Here is a 19402-nt window from a genome sequence, read left to right on the forward strand (position 1 = left end):
AGCGGTATGTCGAAGACTCCCGAACCGTCGCGTATGCAAGTCGAATTCGACGAAGACACGTGTATCGGCATGTACCAGTGTGTCGCCGAATGGGACGCCTTCTCGAAGGACAAGTCCGCCGGGAAGGCGGTTCTCGAAGGGGGCGAAGAGAAAGAAGAGGGAATGTTCGTTCGTGAGGTGCCAGACGACGCGGAACTCGACGCGAAGTTTGCCGCTCGGACCTGTCCCGTCGACGCGATCGCGATCTACGACGACGACGGCGAGCAGTTGATTCCGTAGGTAGCTCCGTTTCTCACCGTCGTAACGCTGCATCGACAAGCTTCGACTCGACCGTCCGCAGGAGCGTCGAGGCCGCGCTTTCAGAACACTTGAGCGACGCCGCAACCTCGGCCAGCGATCCGGTTCGGGGGATATCGTAGTAGCCAAGTTCTCGAGCCGTCTCCATCGCCTCGAACTGTCGTGCGGTCAGTCGCCCGGCGAGGGTCTCGGCTTTCCGCTGGTGGTCGCTCACCCGCTCGACCTCGACGCCGACGTCATCGGGGAAGCGTTCGACCAGCCCCGCGAGCGCGTCGGGCTCGCCGAGAACGGTAACGTGGACGCTCTCGCGACCGGTGTAGATGATCGGCGGCACGATCACGAGCCCGGAGTCGTCGAACGTTCCCAGTAACGCCTCGTCGGCCCCCCGGAGGTCCATCTCGGCGTAGCCGTAGAACGTGTCCTCGTCGACGGGCGTAATCTCGAACCGGTGGACAACGGTCAGGTCGGTTGCCGTCTCCCGGATTTTGTCGCGGTCGCCGACGATCAGCGAGAGGAATCGCACCCGCTCGGTCTCGGGATCGACGTGCCAGGAAAGCAGTTCCTCGCGGCGAAACTCGAGTTCGGAATCGGGCCTGGGAACCGGCAGCTGCATTCGGTCGGGCAGTCGGAGCGTTAGATCCGTCGATTGCATACTCGCTGGTCACGCTCTATAATAAAGAAGTTCAGTGCTTCGGGCAAACGCCGACCATCTTTCCCATCCTGCGTACGAACATGTCCGATACCGAACCGCACTCGCTCCGCTCCGACGATGCCGCGTCGCTGGCGGCAGATTCCTCGAGCGATGAGCACTCGACTTCTACTTCTTCGAGCGTAGATGGCTCCAACACCGATCCCTCGAGCGCCGACCGACTGCCGGGACCGCGCGGCCTTCCGTTGATCGGGAGCACGCTTTCGATCGCCCGCGACCCGATCGCGTTCCTCGAGTCTGCCAGGAAGTACGGTGATATCGTCTCCTACGGGGCCTACGGTACCGAGTTCGCCCTCGTTTACGACCCCCACGTCGTGGAGGCCGTCCTCGTCTCGCGATCGGACGAGTTCGACAAAGGCGAGTTCGAGACCGAGTTCGGCGAACTCATCGCCCCCGACGGAATCGCGTTCACGGAGGGCGAGCGGTGGCGTCGACAGCGAACCCTGTTGCAGTCGTCGTTTACGCCCGATCGCATTCACGCCGTCGCCGACGAGATGGTCGCGGAGGCGGACGCGCTCGTCGACGGGTGGGACGACGGCGACATCGTCTCGCTTCGGGACGGTCTGGCGACCTACAGCGTCCGCGTTCTCGCCCGGACGCTGTTCGATCTCCCGCTCGAGGACGACCGCACGCGAACCGTCACGCGGGCGGCGACCGCAGTCAACGAGTATGCGTCGCCCCGCCGCCTCGCTGTCGGCTCGCTCATACCGTCGTGGGTTCCGGACCGCGTCGGTCGCGAGTACGAGACCGCGATGGCCGGCCTCGAGGAACTCGTCACCGAACTGGTCACGGAGCGACGCCGGACGGACACAACGGGTGACGACCTCCTCTCTGTATTAGCTCGAGCGGAGTACCCGGACGGCTCGCGACTCTCGCCCGACGAAATCCGAGATCAACTCGTCACGTTCCTCTTCGCCGGTCACGAGACGACTTCGACCACGCTCGCGGTCGCGTGCTGGCTCCTCGCAGGCAATCCAAACCTTCGCGAAAAACTCGAGTCGGAACTCGAGACTGTCTGTGACAATCGGGACCCCGCAGTCGGCGACCTCGCCAGCCTCGAGTACACCGAAGCCGTTCTCAGGGAGGCGATGCGTCTCTACCCGCCGGTAACGGGCGTCTATCGCGAACCACTCACGGACGCGGTGCTCGCCGGGTATCGAATTTCGGCCGACACGACCCTCCAGCTCTCGGCGTACGGTATCCACCGCGACGAACGCTGGTGGGACGACCCCGAGGCGTTCCACCCCGAGCGGTGGCTCGCCGATACCGATCGGCCCGAGTACGCGTACTTTCCCTTCGGGGGAGGGCCTCGCCACTGCCTCGGAATGCGCTTTGCGATGGTCGAACTCCAACTCGCCCTCGCCTCGATCGTCAGCCGCGTCGAGTTCGGCCGCCTCACGGAGACCCTCGAGCCGTCGCTCGGTGTGACGCTCGATCCCGGCCCGCTCGAGGCGCGAGTGCGGAAGCGATAACGCGGCGCTCGTTCAACCAGGTCGGCACCGACTCTCGGCCGAGGGACACGGTCGGTCGGAACGGCTGAATCGGAATCACCTCCCGAACGTCGTTCAAATCTCGGCCGCACGTCGTCTACGAAAGTGCCGTCAAGTACGAAGTGGCTCGTTTTTCGGGATCGTTTCGATGTAGGGTCGTTTTGCGGTGAAATCGTTTCGACGGAGTGACTTCCTCACTCCTCCGCGACGGTGATCGTTATTTCGTCGGTTTCACCGAAGGCGCGGTGCGGTCCGTCGGCGATCTGGAGGGTTAGATCATATTCGCCGGGATCGAGTTCGATCTCTCCGTTGGACTGTCCGTCACCCCAGTGATAGATACCGTCCGCTTCGGCTTCGTCACCTGGTCCGGGGATGGTTTCGCCTTCTTCGAAGCCCTCGTGATCGACCAGCACGTGCAGGTGTCCCTCACCTTCAGTGGCTTCTCCTGCTGGCGCGAGTTCGATGCCCTCGGCTTCCGCCTCGATTTCGACCGGCGACTCGACGGTGTCGCCGTCCTCGGGTGCCGTAAACACCGCGCTTGCGTCGTCGGGCTGGTCTCCGACGTCGATTTCGCCGTTATCGTCTTCGCCGTTGTCGTCTTCGCTCGGTTCCTCGTCGTCGTCTTCCGGCTCGTCGTCATCGTCTCCGCTGAGACAGCCGCTCAGTCCGATGATACCGACGCCCGCGAGAGCGCTGAATCTTCTCCGTGTGTACGTTGTGTTTTCGGGAGCCATGATTGTATTATTCTCGCGAACGGGTATGAAATCACCGGTGTCGAGATACCCGACAGTCTCCTCAATTGATATAGTCGAGAAATCCTGCTACTGTCCTCTCTGGAAAACGTCGCTCGAGACCCGGATACGCCGGGCTCGAGAAATGGTCGCGCCGATCGACGCGAGTTAGGAAATCTTCTCGTACTGTTCGGAGAGTTTCTCCGCGGCTTCGCCGAGTTCGTTGCGTTCGAACTCCGAGAGGTCCCATTCGACGATCTCTTCGATTCCGTTCGAACCGAGTTTGGCGGGCACGCCGAAGGCGGTGTCCTCATGGCCGAACTCGCCCTCGAGCGTGACACTCGCGGGGAGCACTTCGCCCGTGTCGCGGATGACGGCCTCGACCATGTGGCCGACGCCGGTAGCTGGACCCCACTCGGTCGCGCCTTTCTTCTCGATGACGTTCATCGCGGAGGTCTGAAGCTCCTCGAGGAGTTCTTCCTTTTCGTCGGCGGTGAACTCGGGATCCCGGCCGTTGACCCGAACCTTCGAGAAGACGGGAACCTGCGCGTCGCCGTGCTCGCCGAGGATCGTCGCCTCGACGTTTTGAACGGGAACGTCGAAGCGCTGGGCGATGACGTACCGGAATCGCGCGGAGTCGAGTCGGCCGCCGAAGCCGATCACTTGCTCGCGCGCCCGGTCGCCGGTTTCGTAGAGGTGGCGGTTGAGCAGGTCGACGGGGTTCGAGGTCGTGATCGTGACGAAATCGTCGTTGTGCTCGGCGAGTGAGGAACCGATATCCTCCATGATCGGCGCGTTATCGCCCGCGAGGTCGATACGGGTCTGTCCCGGCTGCCGTGGAATACCCGCCGTGATAACGACGACATCTGATCCTTCGGTGTCCTCGTACCCGCCCTGTCGGATGACGGTATTGGAGTCGTAGGCCGCGCCGTGGTTCGCGTCGGCGGCCTGTCCGACCGTGTCGTCTTCCTTGTCCGGAATGTCGACGAAGACGAGCTCGTCTGCAACGTCCCGAAGCGCGATGTTGTAGCCTGCGGCGGCCCCGACCGTCCCGGCCGCGCCGACTACGCTAACTTTCGTCATACCACGTAATGGTGCACCGTCCCTCGCGTTAAATCCGTCGAAACCCGTCGATTTGTACGATTTACTGATCATCGAACTGGTGTTCGTCGACTTCCTGACTGAGACCGAACCGATCATACAGCCGGCCCTTGAGACTCGAGTATGCGAGTCAGCGTGGTCGGCGGCGGAACGATTACCGACGAACAGGAGGGAACTGCCGTGGCGGTCGGGAAGGCACTGGCGCGAAACGGCCACACCGTCGTCTGTGGCGGTCTCGGCGGGACGATGGAAGCGGTCTGTCGCGGGGCGAAATCCGAAGGCGGAGCGACCATCGGGATCCTCCCGACGGATCGTCGGACCGATGCGAACGAGTACGTCGACACGGCGATTGCGACGGGACTGGGTCACGCCCGAAACGTCCTCGTTCCGATGAATGGTGAAGGGGTCGTCGCGCTGGCAGGCAGTGCGGGGACCCTCTCGGAAATCGGCTTCGCACAGGTGTACGACCGCCCGGTCGTCGGAATCGACACCCACGAGATTCCCGGCGTCGATGCCGTCGAGACGCCCGAGGAGGCGGTCGCGACGCTCGAGCGAGCTGTCGCGGAGAGATAATGTCTGGCTCGAGGGACTTACCGGTCGACGTTACCGGCGGCCGCCGTCGCCGGTCGTCGCTGCGTCGAAGCCGGCGCTCCTTCGGTTGCTGGACCCCTCGTTTCCGGTATGACTAGTGATGCCGAGAGCGGTTTCGCCACCATTCCCGAATCTTACGACCTTCGCGAAGACCTCCCGACGCTCGAGCAGTTCGCCGAGCTTCGCGACGCCGCCGGACTTCCGGCTCGCTCGCGCGAGGGAATCGAACGCGGCCTTCCAAACTCTCTTTACGGCGTGACCGTCGCGTACGGGCCCAATGACGAGGTCGTGGGGATGGGGCGAATCATCGGCGACGGCAGGACGGTCTTCCAGATTGGCGACCTGGCGGTCCGTCCCGAACACCAGGGAAACGGCCTCGGAACGGCGATGATGGCCGCGCTCGTTTCGCACCTCGAGGAGAACGCCCCTCCTCGGGCGTACGTCAACTTGATGGCGGACACCGACGGCTTTTACGACCGGTTCGGGTTCAAGGAGACGCGACCCGAATCGAAGGGAATGTACCGCCGAACGGGCGAGGAGCGATAGCGACGCGGTCGCTCGTATCCGATTTCTCAAACCCTTCAACCCTCTTCGTAGCCTTTTCGACGTTCCAGCCCGTTGAGACGAGTATGAGCGACTTCGACAAGGAAGCCGAGCGCGAGAAGCTTCGAGAGAAGTACGAGCGCGACAAACAGGAGCGGGAGGCGACCCAGCGGATGAGCGACCTCCTGCTCAAGGGGGCGCGGATGACCAACACCCACTGTAACACCTGCGGCGATCCGCTCTTCCAGCAGAACGGAACGACGTTCTGTCCGTCCTGTCACGGCACCGCCGAGGGCGTCGAGGCGTCCGTGGCCGACCAGTCGGCCGAAGAGGACGCTCGAGGAACTGACGCTTCGGATGGTCAGACGGCATCACCAGAATCGAATAGCGCTGACCCCGCTACCGCCGAAGGCGCATCCGGAACCGTCGACGCTCCCGAATCCGGGCCCGAACCGACCGAATCGGTTTCGAACGACCGATCGACAGGGTCTCGAGCCACGCCCGCTCAACCGCGGAACGAACCGGAGCCGTCGAACGCGAACGAAACGGCCGCTCAGCCGTCCGACGCTCGAGATGAACCATTCGATCGGTCTCGAACCCCCTCTGGGGACCGGTCGAGTCGAGACCCTGCCGGCAACAGCCGTTCGTCTCCCGCCCCCGTCGACGGCGACCTCGAGGTCGCACAGGACGCACTGGTCGAGTCCCTCGAGCGATTCGCACGGAAAGCCGCCGAAACTGACGACCCGCGGTACGCCAAAGAGTGCCTCGAGGCCGCCCGCGAGGCGAGCGAGGCGTTGTCGGCGTTGCGGTAAGGACCGTTCGACCCCTTCGGTCCCGGCTACTTCCCGGAACCGGTGTAGTCGCTCCCGATAACTTCCCGAATCCGTTCTGCGGTGACCGAGCCGACGCCGTCGGCCGCCTGAAGTTCGTCCTCGCTCGCGATCATCACCGCCTCGACGGTACCGAACTCCTCGAGTAAGGATCGCGCGGTCACCGGCCCGATTTCGGCGATCGAACCGACGACGTACTCCTGTTGCTCGGCCAGGGTCTTGCTCTGTTTCTCGCCGTGGACCGAGATTTCGCGACTCGAGGTCTCCTGTTCGCGTCCGGCGATGACGCCGAGTAGCTCCTCCGTGTCGGTTTCGTCTTCCGTTCTGAGAATGCTCACGCCAAAATCGACGGCGAGACTCGAGAGCGCGCCCCTGATGGCGTTCGGATGGATGTCGCGCTGTTCGTACAGCCCGTCGCCCTCGACGATCACGATCGGTCGGGAGTAGTGTCTGGCCATCGCGCCGACCTGCTCGAAGACCGACCGATCGCCGCCGACCAGCGAGTCCACGAAGTCGGCGACCGACTTTCGCTCGACGACGGCCCGATCCGAGAGGACGTAGTCGCCTACCTCGAGGGTCTCGAGGCGGATGTCGATCTCCTCGCGTTTGGAAAGCTCTCGAGCGATGTTAGCGTCCATCTCGCGTTGGTCGGCGACGATTTCGATCGCGTCTCCCTCCGCGTGTGGCTCGTGGGTTTCGACCTCGTCTTCGGTCGATCCGTCCGCCTCGTTTCCGTCGCTGTCGTCGGCCGATTCGGCGTCGAACTCCTGCAATCCGGGCTGACCGGAAACCCCCCCACTTCCACTGGAAGATGCGGCTTCATCGGGCGATTTTGTCGCACCAGTGTTCACTTCCGCTTCGCTTTCGATTCTACCACTATCGCTGGCCTCACTCCCCGTGCGTTCGCCGCCGCTCTCGAACGCGGCGAGCGATTGTTGGGCGTCGTCGAGTTCCTCCTCCAGGTTGTCGGCCATCCCTTTCAGTTCCCGTAATTCGTTCTCCATCTCCTTCTCTCGCCGCCTCGAGATCCAGAAGTACGCCTCGTCTCGGGTGTCTTCGGCCATCAGGACGACGACGCGACCTTCGGACTGGCGGCCGGTTCGACCCTTCCGCTGGATAGACCGAATCGCCGTCGGGACGGGCTCATAAAAGAGCACGAGGTCGACTTCGGGCACGTCCAGGCCCTCCTCAGCGACAGAGGTCGAAACCAGCACTTCGAACTCCCCGGCGCGGAAGTCGTTGAGCACGTCCTGCTGTTGGTTTTGGGTCATCCCGTCCGACCCTTCGCGGTCGCCCTGCCCGACGAAGCGCTTGGCGTCGAAGCTGTCGTTCAAAAAGTCCGTCAACGCCTCCGCGGTATCTCTCGATTCGGTAAAGACGATCACGCGCTCGCCGCCGTCGAGCCCCAGCGTTTCGGCCAGCAGCATCCGCGTCTTGCGATACTTGGGGTGGAGTTCGTCGTACTTTTCGGCCTTTCGCATCGACTCCCTGACCCGCGGATCCGAGACAAGTCGCTGGCTCGCCTTCGAGGCACCGGAGGAGCGAGCCTGGTTTTTCTGTCGGTCGAAATACCGACGGAGCGCCTCCACACTCTGGGTCTCGACCAGCGTCACCGCCTGTCGAAGTTTCATCACCTCGGCGTGGACTGACATCCCTTTGAACCCTTCAGACTGGTCGTTGTTGATCAGCTCCTGTAACTCGGCACGCATCCGATTGAGGTCCTTTTGAGACTGATCTGGCTGGGTCGATTTTGCCACGCCGAGTTCCTTCAACTTCTCGAGGCGCTCTGTGATCACCTCGTTCAACGCGTCTCGAATTTCGATGACGTCTTCCGGGAGGTCGATCCGCTCCCACTCGACGTCGGTGTCGTGGGTGAACTCCGAGACGTCGGCGTCCTCCTCGGTCATCACCTCGACCTCGTGGAGCCCGAGGTTTTCACAGACCTCGAGGATGGCCTCCTCGTCGCCTCCCGGAGAAGCACTCATTCCCGTCACGAGCGGCTGGTCGGCGTCCGCGTGATAGCGCTCTGCAATGTAGTTGTAGGCGTAATCGCCGGTCGCCCGGTGGCACTCGTCGAAGGTGATGTGGGTAACCTCGGAAAGCGAGACGCGGCTCCCGACGAGGTCGTTCTCGATGACCTGCGGCGTCGCCATAATAATCGTCGACTCGTTCCAGAGTTCGGCGCGGTCCTCCGGGCTCACGTCACCCGTGAAGACGACGATTTCCTCGTCGGGAATCTGCAACGCCTCGCGGTAGAACTCCGCGTGTTGCTGGACGAGGGGTTTCGTCGGCGCGAGCATGAGCGACTTGCCGCCGGCCTCCTCGAGTCGCCGGGCGGTCACGAGCAGGCTCACCGTCGTCTTTCCCAGCCCGGTCGGGAGGCAGACGAGCGTGTGGTCGTTCGCCGCCGTTCCCGCGAGTTTCAGCTGGTAAAGTCGTCGCTCGAGAAAGTCGGGCGCAAGTAGGGGGTGGTCGATAGAGGGGATATCCTCGTCCGTCGCTGCCATTGCCGGCGGTTCGACGCGGCCGCGGTTAAGGTTTGAGAAAGCGCGGTGGAAGTAGTCACAATAGGCGGAAACGCAGCAAAAGCGGTTGGTCGACGCTCAAGTTCGGGCACCGTGACGATATTCAGTTCCTTCGATCGTCGCTCACTCCAGCGGTTTGACGCCCGTCATTTCAGCGGTTGGACACCCGTCACTCCGGCGGTTGGACAGTCGCCGGTTCGTTGTCGCCACACCCGTGGCGGTAGAACTCCGTGTATTCCCGGTCGCGATCGCCGGGCGTATCGATCGTCTCGTGGGTGATGTCCTCTTCGACGACGTACATGTTCAGGCGAACGAGCTCCTCGTCGTGTTCTCCGGCCCACTGCTCGCAGATACTGTCGGCCAACGTTCCGGGAACGTCGTTGCCGCCGTAGCCGCCGCGGCGGACGCTGTTCATGTAGAAGCGCTCGCGGTAGGTGTCGTACTGCAGTTGTAACTCGTCGTGGGGACGATCGTAGGCCAGCGGCCGTTCGTTGTAGACGTCGACCAGCTCGCCGCTCTCGGTTTCGGCGGGGAAGACGTAGTACCGGTCGGTCGTCCGCGGATCCGGGCCGGCGAAGACACCCCAACCCACCGGTTGGTCAATTCCCAAACTCGAGGCGACCGTCTCGACCTGCGCGACGCCTCGGTGCTCCTCGAGGGTCTCGTGAACCGATCCTTCGATTCGTTCCTCGAACTCCTGATCGCTCTCGACGTCGAGTGCGGCCCCGCCGACGTTGACCGCCAGTACGGTAGCGACGAACAGGACGGTGACGACGACGACCCCCAGCGAAAGGCTGTACGCGCGCCCGCTGGCGAGGCTGAGTCGTTTCCGCTCGTCGGCGAATCCGGAATTGGGAACTCGCCCTGCGATCCCCTCGAGACGCCGGGTCGCTCGAGCGGCGATATCGGGAACGCCGGTTCCCAACCGGGTCGCTACCGCGCCCAGATCGTCCCAGAACTGCGCTTGCAAGAAGAGGAGGACGCCGGCGATCGAGACGTAGGAGAACGCGCCGATACGAACCGTCAGCGCGAACGAAAGGTGGCCCGCGACGAACATCCCGGCCAGCAGCATCCGTGGACGACCTCGTAGTACCAACAGGAGCGGCGAGCAGACGAGCATGAGGAACCAGAGCAAGCCGCCGTACTCGAGCAGGACTGGGAACTGGCGAACGGTGTCGCCCAGCAGGAACGTCATCTCGTCGAGGCCGAGCACAAGCGGCGCGGCGTCCCCGCTCGTCCAGACGTCGGATCGGGATTTGATCAGCCCGTTCGTGAAGTACATGTAGACCATCTGGCCCAGTATCAACGCCGAGGCGACGCTCGCGACGGCGGTTCTGGGTTCCCGGTCGGCGTGGACGGCGTCGATCGACCACCGCTCGCCCAGCGGGAGGAAGATGGCCCAAAACGCCAGAAGTCGAAACAGCGTGTCCGCGTAACTCAACACGAACGGGTTGTGGTTGTCCAGCGAGATGATGAACAGAAATGTTAGCACCGCCGCAAGGCGCGTTTTGTAGCCGACGATCAACAGGATCGCGATCAGCCCCTGCAGGACGAACAGCCCCGCGATCAGGGTCGGATCCGTCGTCAGGTGGTAGATCGAGAACGGGTACGTTGTGGCTGTCTCGAGGACGAGCGATTGCGGGACGACGCGGCCGTCGGTGTAGAAGTACCCGAAGTTTCGCGCCCGGAGGAACAGATCGGCGAGGACGAGGAGGCCGATACTCACGCGAAAGACCGCGAGCGTTCGCGCGTCGATTCGAACGCCGTCACGGAGGCGACTTCGAAGCCGGCTACCCGACTCGCGGAGGGAGGTGATTGTCGTGGGACCCATCTGTCGTCGTGATTCTACAGTAACGGTATAGGTTTTTCTACTGAAACGACGGTTCGGCGATGCGTCGTCGGCAGACGAGACGTTTCGAGTTCGATGCTCGAGTCGCCGTGCTCCTCGGTTGGATCGTCTTTGCGACGTGGTTTGGCTATCGGCGGTTCCGGGCGACTGACTTGTAGCTGGCACCTCGCTGAAACCCCCGACGAAAGCAACACCGATCAGAACGGTGTGAACTCGAGAACCAGATACCCCAACAACCCGGCGTAGATCGGGATCGTGAGGTTGTCGTCGACGACGAAATCGCCGATTTTCACCGTAATACAGTCGGCGACCATTGCACCGATCGCCGCCGCAACCGCGACCTCGGGGTGTTCGCGCAGGAACGGCAAGGCGAGCAGAAAGCTCACGACGAACATCGTCGCGAACACTTTCGGACTCTTGTATCGCCGGAGGGAGTTGTCCGAAACCGCGCCGCTTACCGGATCGCCGATCGCGAGCATCAACATCGCCGGGAGGGCGATTTCGGACGGGAACGCGAGCACGGCGACGGTCATCGAGACCATGTAGTAGCCGTAGCCGGCGAACTGGTCCTGTTCGTACTCTCGAGTGAGTTTATCGTAGAGCGACAACTCGAGGCCGGCCCTGAGTCGGAGGAACTCGAGGCCGATGGTCCCGACCGCGAGGACGACCATCAAGATTTGAAAACGGTCCCACGTCAATCCGAGATCGAGATAGGATGCGAGCAGGTAGAGAGCGACCAGTCCGGCACCGCTCGAGTGGACCAGTCGTCGCTTGAGTTCGTCGGCCATCCCGTGAGTCCTCGAAGTACGTGACCTTCAGTTCGTCGGATTACTCTCCGCGCGGGCGCTCGTCGGTAACTTACGGCCCGGAGACGCCGAGGCGGACGCAGAACCGTCTCGTTCGACACGTTGCGACTGCCGGGCTATCATCTTTGCTTGCCGGATCGTACGTATGGTATGGGATCACGCTCTCTCGCACTCGAGCACTCGAACGTCGGGGAGGGGCCGGATCCGGTGTCGGTGGCCGAACTCGCCTCGGACACGGCGTTTCTCGTCCTCCTGTTGATGCAGAGTCATCGGAGCGGAACCTGTCGCCAGCAGGTTCGCAAGATCGCGGCCGAGTACGACGAGTTTCGGCGGCGAGACGCTACGGTTGCGGCTGTGGTTCCGGGAACGCACCCGAAAGTCCGGTCCTGGCGACGACTCGTGGACCCGCCGTTTCCGATTTTGGCGGACGACGACGGTGTCGTCCGAGAGGAGTTTCACCAACCGACGCAGTACGGAACGATCGGTCGGTTCGTCGCGTCGATCGGACGCGTTCCCGTGACGCTCGTTCTGGACTGTCGCGACGGAGACCCGTCGGTCGTCTACAGCTACGAGGGCCAGACGTCCTTGGACCGTCCGTTGCCGGTCGATATCCTCGCGGCGATCGACGAACTGTGAGAACGAATCGAGCACTCGAACTGGGGCGTCTCGAGCGAAACCGGCGTAGTAAACCGGTTTGATTCCGAGCTAGCTGACCAATACGAGACAGTTTTCGACGCCCGTCTTGTTACTACGGTTGTAGTAATTACTATTCCTATAGTAGACTGGTTTGAAACAACACTTGGCACTTGATCGCCTATAAATTTAATATTTGAAAATTTGCTGTTGTTTACTTATCGATTAATATAATACGCTCTGTCAGGGTAGATAATCTGTAGCATATATGGCAATTGCTAACCCACTGATAGTATTCGCAATCGGATTAGTCGCGGTTATCGCGCTACTCGTCTGGTTGAAATTACCCGCGGTTATCGGGCTCGTTGTCGCCTCCTTTATCGTCGGCGCTGCGACGGCATCGGTACCGATCGGTGACGTTCCCGAAGAGATTGCCGCCGGATTCGGTGACACGATGGTCGGGATCGGTATTCCCATCTTGATGGCAGCGGTTATCGGAAAGGGAATGATGGAAAGTGGTGCGGCAGAACGCATCGTTCGGTCGTTTCAGTCGGTGACAGGCGAAGATCGGTCCTACCTCGCCCTGTGGGGGAGCAGTAGCGCGCTGTCGATCCCCGTCTTCTTCGAGAACGTCTTCTACCTGATGGCGCCGTTGGCTCGCTCGATGCGAGCCCGAACCGGGCGCGACTACGCGCTGTTCCTCTGTGTGGTCGGTGCCGGTGCGGCGACGACTCACGTGTTCGTCCCGCCGACGCCGGGCCCGCTGGCGGTTGCGGGAGAACTCGGCGACGCGGTCGACCTCGGCGCGATGATGCTCGGGGGCGTCCTCGTCGCGGTACCGACCGCCGCCGTGTCCGGAATCCTCTACGGCAAGTGGATCAACAGCCAACTCGACGACATCCCGCTACGCGAGACGATGGGATCGACCGCCGAGGAAGTTCACGAGATGGCGGACCGTCCAGCCAGCACCCTTCCCGGAATGTTCGAAGCGTTGCTCCCGATTCTGCTCACCGTCGTTCTGGTCGCCACGAACACCACGGTGGACTTCATGGTCGACCTGGCCGCCGACGGGGTCTCTCCCTTCGCCGGCATTCAGGGGCCGCTCGAGTCGTTCGCCCCCGTCGCGAGTTTTATCGGCGACCCCAACTTCGCGCTGACCGTCGCGGCGCTGGCCGCCGCCGTGACGTACCTTCGCGTTCGCGAGATCAGTCAGGAAATCTGGACCGACGAACTGGTCGAATCGCTCAAAAGCGGCGCGCACATCGCCGCGATCACCGCCTCCGGCGGGGCGTTCGGCGGGTTGCTCGCGGCCTCGGGTATCGGCGAGTACATCACGGATCTGGTCACCGTCGGATCGGGTGGCGGCGTGATGGTCCTTGTCTCGGCGTGGCTCATCGCCGCCGCGATCCGCATCGCGCAGGGCTCTGCGACCGTTGCGATGATCACGACCGCAGGGATCATGGCGCCGCAGGTTCCCGACCTCGCGGTCCACCCGGTCTACCTCGCGCTGATAATCGGGGCCGGCGGCAACATCTTCTCGTGGTTCAACGACAGCGGATTCTGGATGGTCAAGGAGATCGGCGGACTCACGCAGGCCGAGACGCTCAAGATCTGGACGGCGCTCACGACGATCATTTCGGTTACGGGGTTCCTCATCATCGTCACCGTCGCGTCGGTTCTGCCGCTTTCCTGACCTGATCGGATCGTTCCCCCCTTTTCGATCGTTTTTTTCGAACGTACCCTATTCTGGGAACGGATCCGCCTGTGAGCCCGTACGGTGTTCAAAAAAGCGGTTCAGAGACAGCCGCAGGCGCGACGGTTACTCGCCCTCGAGTTCCGAAAACGCCACGTTGCCCTCCCGAAGCGCGACGAGGGTCTCGGCGAGTCCGTCCACCGGCAGGCGCTTCTGGTCGGTCGAGTCGCGCTCGCGAACCGTCACCGTCGTCTCCTCATTTTCTATGGTCTCGTAGTCGACAGTTACGCAAAACGGCGTGCCGACCTCGTCCTGGCGACGGTATCGGCGACCGATGTTCCCCGAGTCGTCGTAGGTGGCCGACAGCCCGGCTTCGCGCAGTTCCGACGCGATATCGTCTGCCTGGGCCTCGAGTTCGTCGTCGTTCTGAAGCGGGAACACGCCCGCGAACGTCGGCGCGACTTCGGGCTCGAGCTCGAGGTAGGTGCGTTCCTCGCCCGCGACTTCGTCCTCCCGGTAGGCGTGGTGGAGGACGGTGTAGACGACACGGTCGACGCCGAAGGAGGGTTCGATGACGTTCGGAACGACGTGCTCGCCGGCTTCGGTCTGCTCCTCGACGGCGAAACCGGTCTTCTCGACGGGAATCTCGTGGCTCTCGCCCTCGAGTTCGATCTCGACCGGTTCGTCGTCAAATGCGGACCGATCGCGTCCCGCGAGGGCCTCGAGTTCCTCGACGACGGCCTGTGCGTCGCCGCCGAACTCCGGCCCGAGGTAGCTCATATCGGGGTCGACGGTGGCGCGTTCGACGGTTTTGGGCTCGTCGTACTGCTTGAAGATCGTAAACCGGTCGCCGGAGTGCTCGGCGTGTTTCGAGAGGTCGTAGTCGCCCCGATGGGCGAAGCCGGCGATTTCGATCCAATTTCGATCTATCTCGCTCTCGGCGTCCCAGCAGTCGCTCGCGTAGTGGGCGCGCTCGCCCGAGAGGTGCTGGCGGAACCGAAATCGGTCCATATCGACGCCGATCGAGTCGTACCATTCCTGGGCGATACCGAGGAAGTAGGCGACCCACGGGTCGGTGATGACGCCCTTCGCGACGGCGTCGCCGATGGTCGTCTCGATCTCGTTGCCGTCTTCCGCGTTCTGTTCGGTGACGGGGTACAGCCGCACACCCACGTCTTCGACCGCAGAGAGGTCCGGTTCGTCCTCTTCGGGGTCGATGAAGTACTCGAGTTCGGCCTGGGTGAACTCGCGGGTCCGGATGATCGACCGTCGTGGACTGATCTCGTTGCGGTAGGCCCGGCCGATCTGGGTGACGCCGAAGGGGAGCGTGTTCCGGGCGTACTCCTTGAGCCGCGGGAACTCGACGAAGATGCCCTGTGCGGTCTCGGGTCGCAGGTAGCCCGGCTGGGAGTCGCCGGGGCCGATGTTCGTCGCGAACATGAGATTGAACGCTTCGACGGCCTCGCCCGCGAGTCCGGCACCGCAGGAGGGACAGACGAGTTCGTGCTCGGCGATGACCTCCTCGACCTCCGGAATGGGGAGGCTTTCGGCGTCCTCGAAGTCCGTGTTGTCCTCGACGATGTGGTCCGCGCGGTGACTTTCGCCACACTCCGAGCACTCGACGAGCATGTCGTCGAAGCCCTCGAGGTGACCCGAGGCCTCGAAGACGGGTTCGGGCATGATCGTCGGCGCGTCGATTTCCATGTTGCCCTCCTCGAGGGCGAACCGATCGCGCCAGGCGTCTTCGACGTTGCTCTTCAGCGACGCTCCCTGCGGACCGAAGGTGTAGAAGCCGCCGACGCCGCCGTAGGCTCCGGAAGACTGGAAGAAGTAGCCCCGACGCTTGGCGAGTTCGACGAGCTGTTCGCTCGTCCGCTCGGCGTCGCCGTTCTGTTCTTGCTCTTGGGTTGTGCTCTCGTTACTCATACAGAGCCTCCAGCAAGTCGATGTCACAGACGATACCAGCGAGCTGTTCGCCGGTTACCATCGGAATCTGCTCGACGTCGTTGCTAATCATCTCCTGTGCGGCCTCCTGTACCGACCGATTGGCCGTCACGGTGACGACGTCGTCGGTCATGAAGTCCTCGACCGGGCCGTTCGGAATCTCGATGTCTCGAGTCGGTAGGTAGCGGCTCCCGACGCCTTTGATTCCCTCCCAGGAGTAGTCGGCGTCCTGATCCGGGAAGTTGTTCCCCGTCTCCTCTTCGCCTTCGACGATGCGAGCCACGTCGATGATGTCGACTTCGGTGAGGACGCCGCTCATACTCCCGTCCTCATCGAGTGCAACCGTGTACGGAACGTTCGCGTAGTACAACTCGCGCTCTGCGACAGCCAGGGGAGCGCCCTCGTAGGTCGTGTTCACGTTCTCGCTCGCGTAGGAGCCGACGACGTCGTCGGTCTCCTGATCGCCCGTCGCGATGGCGTGGATAACGTCGGTTACCGTGAGGATTCCTTCAAACTCCCCGTCGACCACTGGCACGCGCCGCGCGCCAGTTTCGACCATCTCGCGCGCGACATCCTCGAGCGACGTCTCCGCGGTCGTCGTCGGCACGTCGTCCATCAGCATGACGAGCTGGTCTTCGTCCGGCTGTTCGATCAGGGCGTCTCGGGAGACGAGCCCGCGGTATTCGGTCTCCTCGTCGGTGGATTTGACGACGGGGACCGACGAGAACGACTGTTCTTGCAAGTACTCGAGCACGTCGGTTCTGGTTCCCGGCAGTTCGACGGTCACGACCTCCTCGCGCGGCGTCATCGCGTCGGCTACGTTCATGTCCCGCTTGTACGGCTAAAATGAGTATAAACCCAGTGTTTCACTGGTCGGATCTGACGGGAGCCCTCCTCGTCTGTTCGGGGTCGTTACGATCTCCCCTATCGAGCCAATTGTGGTGACAGTCATTTCCATTGGACAGTCAATTTCGATGCGTTTATACGTGTGTGGGTGGGAACTTCTCCCATGCCCAACAGTCACGCACACTCGGTTGGGTCCGACGACACCGTCGTTGGCTCCATCGATTCGGGAGGATCGAGCAGCGAGTACGTCATCGCGGACATTTCAGCCGACGGTGCGTGGCTTTCGATGCAGGCCGACGACGCACCGGAGCTTCCGGCGTGGCGCTAACGCGTCGTGTGATTGATATCGTTTTTCGAAGTTAAGCCGAAACCGAAACCGGTGCCCGTCTCCAACACCTTGAGTCGAACATGCCAACTGCGTCGAACAGAGACGTCTCGCTTCACTACGAGGTCGACGGCGACGGCTATCGGGACAGTCCCGCCGGTAGTTCCGATACCGTCGTGTTCGTCCCCGAAGCCGGCCTCGGCGGCTGGTCGTGGGGCTGGCAACACGCGGCTCTCGCCGGCCCGTTCGAGACCATCGTTTGGGATCTTCGCGGAACGGGGCGATCGGACTCCCCGTCTGGACCCTACGACCTCGAGACGCTCGCGGCGGACCTCGAGGCCGTTATCGCTGACTCCGGAACCCGATCGGCCCACGTCGTCGGTGCCGGACTCGGCGGTGCCGTCGCGCTCGCGGCCGCACGTACGACAAACCGAGTAGAGACGCTCACGTTGCTCGGAACCGCACCGACGGAATCAGCGTTCGACCTCGAGCCCCTGTTCGCCCCACCAGAGGACCGTGAGGCGATCCGCTCGTCGCTCGAGACCGTCCTGTCGGCCGATTTTCGCGAACGCCAGCCCGAGGTTCTCGAGGGAATCGTCGACTGGCGAGCCGACGGCGACGCCTCCCGAACGGGATGGGAGGCCCAACTCGGTGCACTCTCCGGATTCGATGCGACCGATTGGCTGGTCGAGGTCACCCAGCCCGCGCTCGTCGTCCACGGATCCGAAGACGAACTCGTCGATCCTGAGGGCGGCGAGCGACTCGCTCGAGGGCTCCCACGGGGCGAGTTCGAAGCGGTCGATGACGCGGGCCACCTCGCGTTTATCGAACGCTCTCGGACCGTGAATGATTGGCTCCTGGGCTTTCTTGAGTCACAGGAAGACGAGCGCTGATTCCGATAGTCACCGTTTTGGACTCGAGACAGGCTCCCACCAGCCAAATTTTTGTATTACTCACCTGAACGGTTTGTCGAATGCAGTTTATCGATCTCACCGTCGTTCCTGACCCGTCGATTCAGTCCGATTTGAGTCGCCGGCTGGCCGCCAGTGATACGATCATCAGGGAAGAACTGCTCATGTGGCGAATGAGTCGTCAACTGATTCTCAATCAGCTGTGTTTCGTTCACGGGGATCCAGATGTCTATGCCAATTCGCTGGCGGACGCTCCCGAAATACGCAAACACGAGATCAGGACGGTCAGTGACGGCAGGTTCTACGTCTACACGCAGGAGGAAGACGCCCACGAGCGGACCTCGTGGTGGTCGGTATTTTTGGGCCACGATTTCATCCACGTTCCGCCGGTCGTCATCGAGGACGGAACGGTCACGGTCACGATTCTCGGGGACTTTCAGGAACTCCGCGAGGTGGTGGCCGATCTCTCCGAAGCGGTGTCGATCGAAATCGAGTCGGTCGGCGAATACCACGGTCGTGATCGACGGATCACCGATCGCCTAACCGCGAGACAGTATCGCGCCTTACGGACCGCCGAGAACGTCGGATACTACGAAGTCCCTCGAGAGGGGTCGCTCGCCGAAATCGCAACGGAATTGAACTGCTCCGAGAGCACCGCCTCGGATCTACTCAGGCGAGCGGAGCGGGAGATCGTTCACGCGCTCGTTCCGTCGCAGAACCGGTAGATGCTCTCGCCGTCTCCTGGGATGCCTCTTGTCAGTTTTCTCACTTAGACGACGAATAGGGCCACGATCACGTACGCGTACACGTTGTTTAACAGGTGCAGTAACCACGCACCCGTGAGATTGTCGAAACGGATCCGGAGTATCGTCGGGAAGACCGCCCACGCGGCGATCGCAAACACCCCCGCGACGCCGAGCGCGAAGACGTGATACCCGGCGAAGACGGCGATCGAACCGAAGCCCGCGGCGACCGGAGACCACCCGCGGTCGCCGAGCGAACTAATCAGTGCACCTCTGTAGAGCAGTTCTTCGGCGACCGGCGAGACGATCACTGCACCCACCACCACTCCGACGAACGTCGCCGGATCGGTTAGATCGTAGGCGTAGAACGGCTCCATTTCGAATCCGAGCAATCCTGCAACCCACTCGCCGCCGAGAAACGCACCCAACCCGAGAGGAAAGAAAACGAGCGTCAAGGCGAGTTCGGCTCGAGTCGGTCGACGGAGCGGAAACGCCGATCGCCGTTCGGCTTCGTCGAACTGCCACCACAGTAGGGACGCCGCCAACGCGAGCGCGATAGCGCTCGAGCCATACACGACGCCGGTCGGCGGCTCGACGGTCGGGTCACCGACCGTGAAAATGTATCCGGAGATGGCGACAATTATCACTACGATTGCGAGCGTCGCAGCGCCGAGCGTGAGCCAGAGCCGGTCGGCGATGTTTGTCTTTACAGTATCCCTTCTATTCACACCGGAGAGCCAGCCTGTATCCATGTTTCTACGGAAACGTATCATCCGAACCGTGATGGGAACTCGTACTGCACAGTTCGATCAGTTAAGTCCCCTCGAGAAGATAG

19 protein-coding genes are annotated in these 19402 nt (G+C 62.4%); 10 read left to right on the forward strand and 9 right to left on the reverse strand.

Annotation, left to right across the window (positions count from 1 at the left end; translation table 11 throughout):
- Positions 1–33: 33 nt before the first annotated feature.
- Positions 34–279 carry a ferredoxin gene (locus tag QNM96_RS12085; protein ID WP_283836639.1) on the forward strand — a complete coding sequence of 82 codons (246 nt, stop codon included), beginning with the start codon at positions 34–36 and terminating at the stop codon, positions 277–279.
- A 13-nt stretch (positions 280–292) separates the two neighbouring features.
- Here the strand turns inward: QNM96_RS12085 and QNM96_RS12090 are convergent, their stop codons facing one another.
- Positions 293–949: a helix-turn-helix domain-containing protein gene (locus tag QNM96_RS12090; RefSeq protein ID WP_283836640.1), complete on the reverse strand. Its 657-nt coding sequence runs from the start codon at positions 947–949 to the stop codon at positions 293–295.
- 80 nt (positions 950–1029) lie between these two features.
- On the opposite strand from QNM96_RS12090, the gene QNM96_RS12095 reads away from it, so the two are divergent.
- Positions 1030–2478: a cytochrome P450 gene (locus QNM96_RS12095; RefSeq protein WP_283836641.1), complete on the forward strand. Its 1449-nt coding sequence runs from the start codon at positions 1030–1032 to the stop codon at positions 2476–2478.
- Between the two features lie 212 nt (positions 2479–2690).
- On the opposite strand, the gene QNM96_RS12100 is transcribed toward QNM96_RS12095, so the two are convergent.
- Positions 2691–3230 carry a DUF4399 domain-containing protein gene (locus QNM96_RS12100; RefSeq protein ID WP_283836642.1) on the reverse strand — a complete coding sequence of 180 codons (540 nt, stop codon included), beginning with the start codon at positions 3228–3230 and terminating at the stop codon, positions 2691–2693.
- A 165-nt stretch (positions 3231–3395) separates the two neighbouring features.
- Complete coding sequence (gene mdh / locus QNM96_RS12105; RefSeq protein ID WP_283836643.1) at positions 3396–4310, reverse strand: malate dehydrogenase; 915 nt, start codon at positions 4308–4310, stop codon at positions 3396–3398.
- Positions 4311–4451: 141 nt separating this feature from the next.
- Between mdh and QNM96_RS12110 the strand changes: the two genes are divergently transcribed.
- The 3 genes from QNM96_RS12110 to QNM96_RS12120 all read left to right on the forward strand — a co-directional run bounded on the left by QNM96_RS12110 (position 4452) and on the right by QNM96_RS12120 (position 6274).
- Entirely contained in the window at positions 4452–4901 is a 450-nt protein-coding gene (locus QNM96_RS12110; protein ID WP_283836644.1) for a TIGR00725 family protein, read from the forward strand.
- 108 nt (positions 4902–5009) lie between these two features.
- Entirely contained in the window at positions 5010–5465 is a 456-nt protein-coding gene (locus QNM96_RS12115) for a GNAT family N-acetyltransferase (protein WP_283836645.1), read from the forward strand.
- Positions 5466–5548: 83 nt separating this feature from the next.
- Positions 5549–6274: an Sjogren's syndrome/scleroderma autoantigen 1 family protein gene (locus QNM96_RS12120; RefSeq protein ID WP_283836647.1), complete on the forward strand. Its 726-nt coding sequence runs from the start codon at positions 5549–5551 to the stop codon at positions 6272–6274.
- A gap of 26 nt (positions 6275–6300) precedes the next feature.
- Here the strand turns inward: QNM96_RS12120 and QNM96_RS12125 are convergent, their stop codons facing one another.
- The 3 genes from QNM96_RS12125 to QNM96_RS12135 all read right to left on the reverse strand — a co-directional run bounded on the left by QNM96_RS12125 (position 6301) and on the right by QNM96_RS12135 (position 11454).
- Positions 6301–8799: a DEAD/DEAH box helicase gene (locus QNM96_RS12125; RefSeq protein ID WP_283836648.1), complete on the reverse strand. Its 2499-nt coding sequence runs from the start codon at positions 8797–8799 to the stop codon at positions 6301–6303.
- 187 nt (positions 8800–8986) lie between these two features.
- Positions 8987–10648 carry an HTTM domain-containing protein gene (locus tag QNM96_RS12130; RefSeq protein ID WP_283836649.1) on the reverse strand — a complete coding sequence of 554 codons (1662 nt, stop codon included), beginning with the start codon at positions 10646–10648 and terminating at the stop codon, positions 8987–8989.
- A 215-nt stretch (positions 10649–10863) separates the two neighbouring features.
- Positions 10864–11454 carry a dolichol kinase gene (locus QNM96_RS12135; protein WP_283836650.1) on the reverse strand — a complete coding sequence of 197 codons (591 nt, stop codon included), beginning with the start codon at positions 11452–11454 and terminating at the stop codon, positions 10864–10866.
- A 168-nt stretch (positions 11455–11622) separates the two neighbouring features.
- On the opposite strand from QNM96_RS12135, the gene QNM96_RS12140 reads away from it, so the two are divergent.
- Positions 11623–12108, forward strand: coding sequence for a redoxin domain-containing protein (locus QNM96_RS12140; protein WP_283836651.1), 486 nt, complete (start codon positions 11623–11625; stop codon positions 12106–12108).
- A gap of 265 nt (positions 12109–12373) precedes the next feature.
- Positions 12374–13798, forward strand: a complete 1425-nt coding sequence (locus QNM96_RS12145; RefSeq protein WP_283836652.1) for an SLC13 family permease — start codon at positions 12374–12376, stop codon at positions 13796–13798.
- Between the two features lie 126 nt (positions 13799–13924).
- Here the strand turns inward: QNM96_RS12145 and glyS are convergent, their stop codons facing one another.
- A complete protein-coding gene (gene glyS, locus QNM96_RS12150) occupies positions 13925–15724 on the reverse strand; it encodes a glycine--tRNA ligase (RefSeq protein WP_283836653.1) in 1800 nt (599 codons plus the stop codon).
- On the reverse strand, positions 15717–16568 hold the full coding sequence (locus tag QNM96_RS12155) for a CBS domain-containing protein (protein ID WP_283836654.1): 852 nt from the start codon (positions 16566–16568) through the stop codon (positions 15717–15719). The genes glyS and QNM96_RS12155 overlap by 8 nt, the downstream gene beginning before the upstream one ends.
- A gap of 183 nt (positions 16569–16751) precedes the next feature.
- On the opposite strand from QNM96_RS12155, the gene QNM96_RS12160 reads away from it, so the two are divergent.
- The 3 genes from QNM96_RS12160 to QNM96_RS12170 all read left to right on the forward strand — a co-directional run bounded on the left by QNM96_RS12160 (position 16752) and on the right by QNM96_RS12170 (position 18549).
- Complete coding sequence (locus QNM96_RS12160) at positions 16752–16916, forward strand: hypothetical protein (RefSeq protein ID WP_283836655.1); 165 nt, start codon at positions 16752–16754, stop codon at positions 16914–16916.
- Positions 16917–16996: 80 nt separating this feature from the next.
- Positions 16997–17806, forward strand: coding sequence for an alpha/beta hydrolase (locus tag QNM96_RS12165; protein ID WP_283836656.1), 810 nt, complete (start codon positions 16997–16999; stop codon positions 17804–17806).
- 80 nt (positions 17807–17886) lie between these two features.
- Positions 17887–18549 carry a helix-turn-helix domain-containing protein gene (locus tag QNM96_RS12170; protein ID WP_283836657.1) on the forward strand — a complete coding sequence of 221 codons (663 nt, stop codon included), beginning with the start codon at positions 17887–17889 and terminating at the stop codon, positions 18547–18549.
- Between the two features lie 44 nt (positions 18550–18593).
- On the opposite strand, the gene QNM96_RS12175 is transcribed toward QNM96_RS12170, so the two are convergent.
- Positions 18594–19319: a CPBP family intramembrane metalloprotease gene (locus tag QNM96_RS12175; RefSeq protein WP_283836658.1), complete on the reverse strand. Its 726-nt coding sequence runs from the start codon at positions 19317–19319 to the stop codon at positions 18594–18596.
- Positions 19320–19402 lie beyond the last annotated feature (83 nt).

It is taken from the genome of Halostagnicola sp. A-GB9-2 (assembly GCF_030068615.1).
Classification (GTDB): domain Archaea; phylum Halobacteriota; class Halobacteria; order Halobacteriales; family Natrialbaceae; genus Halostagnicola.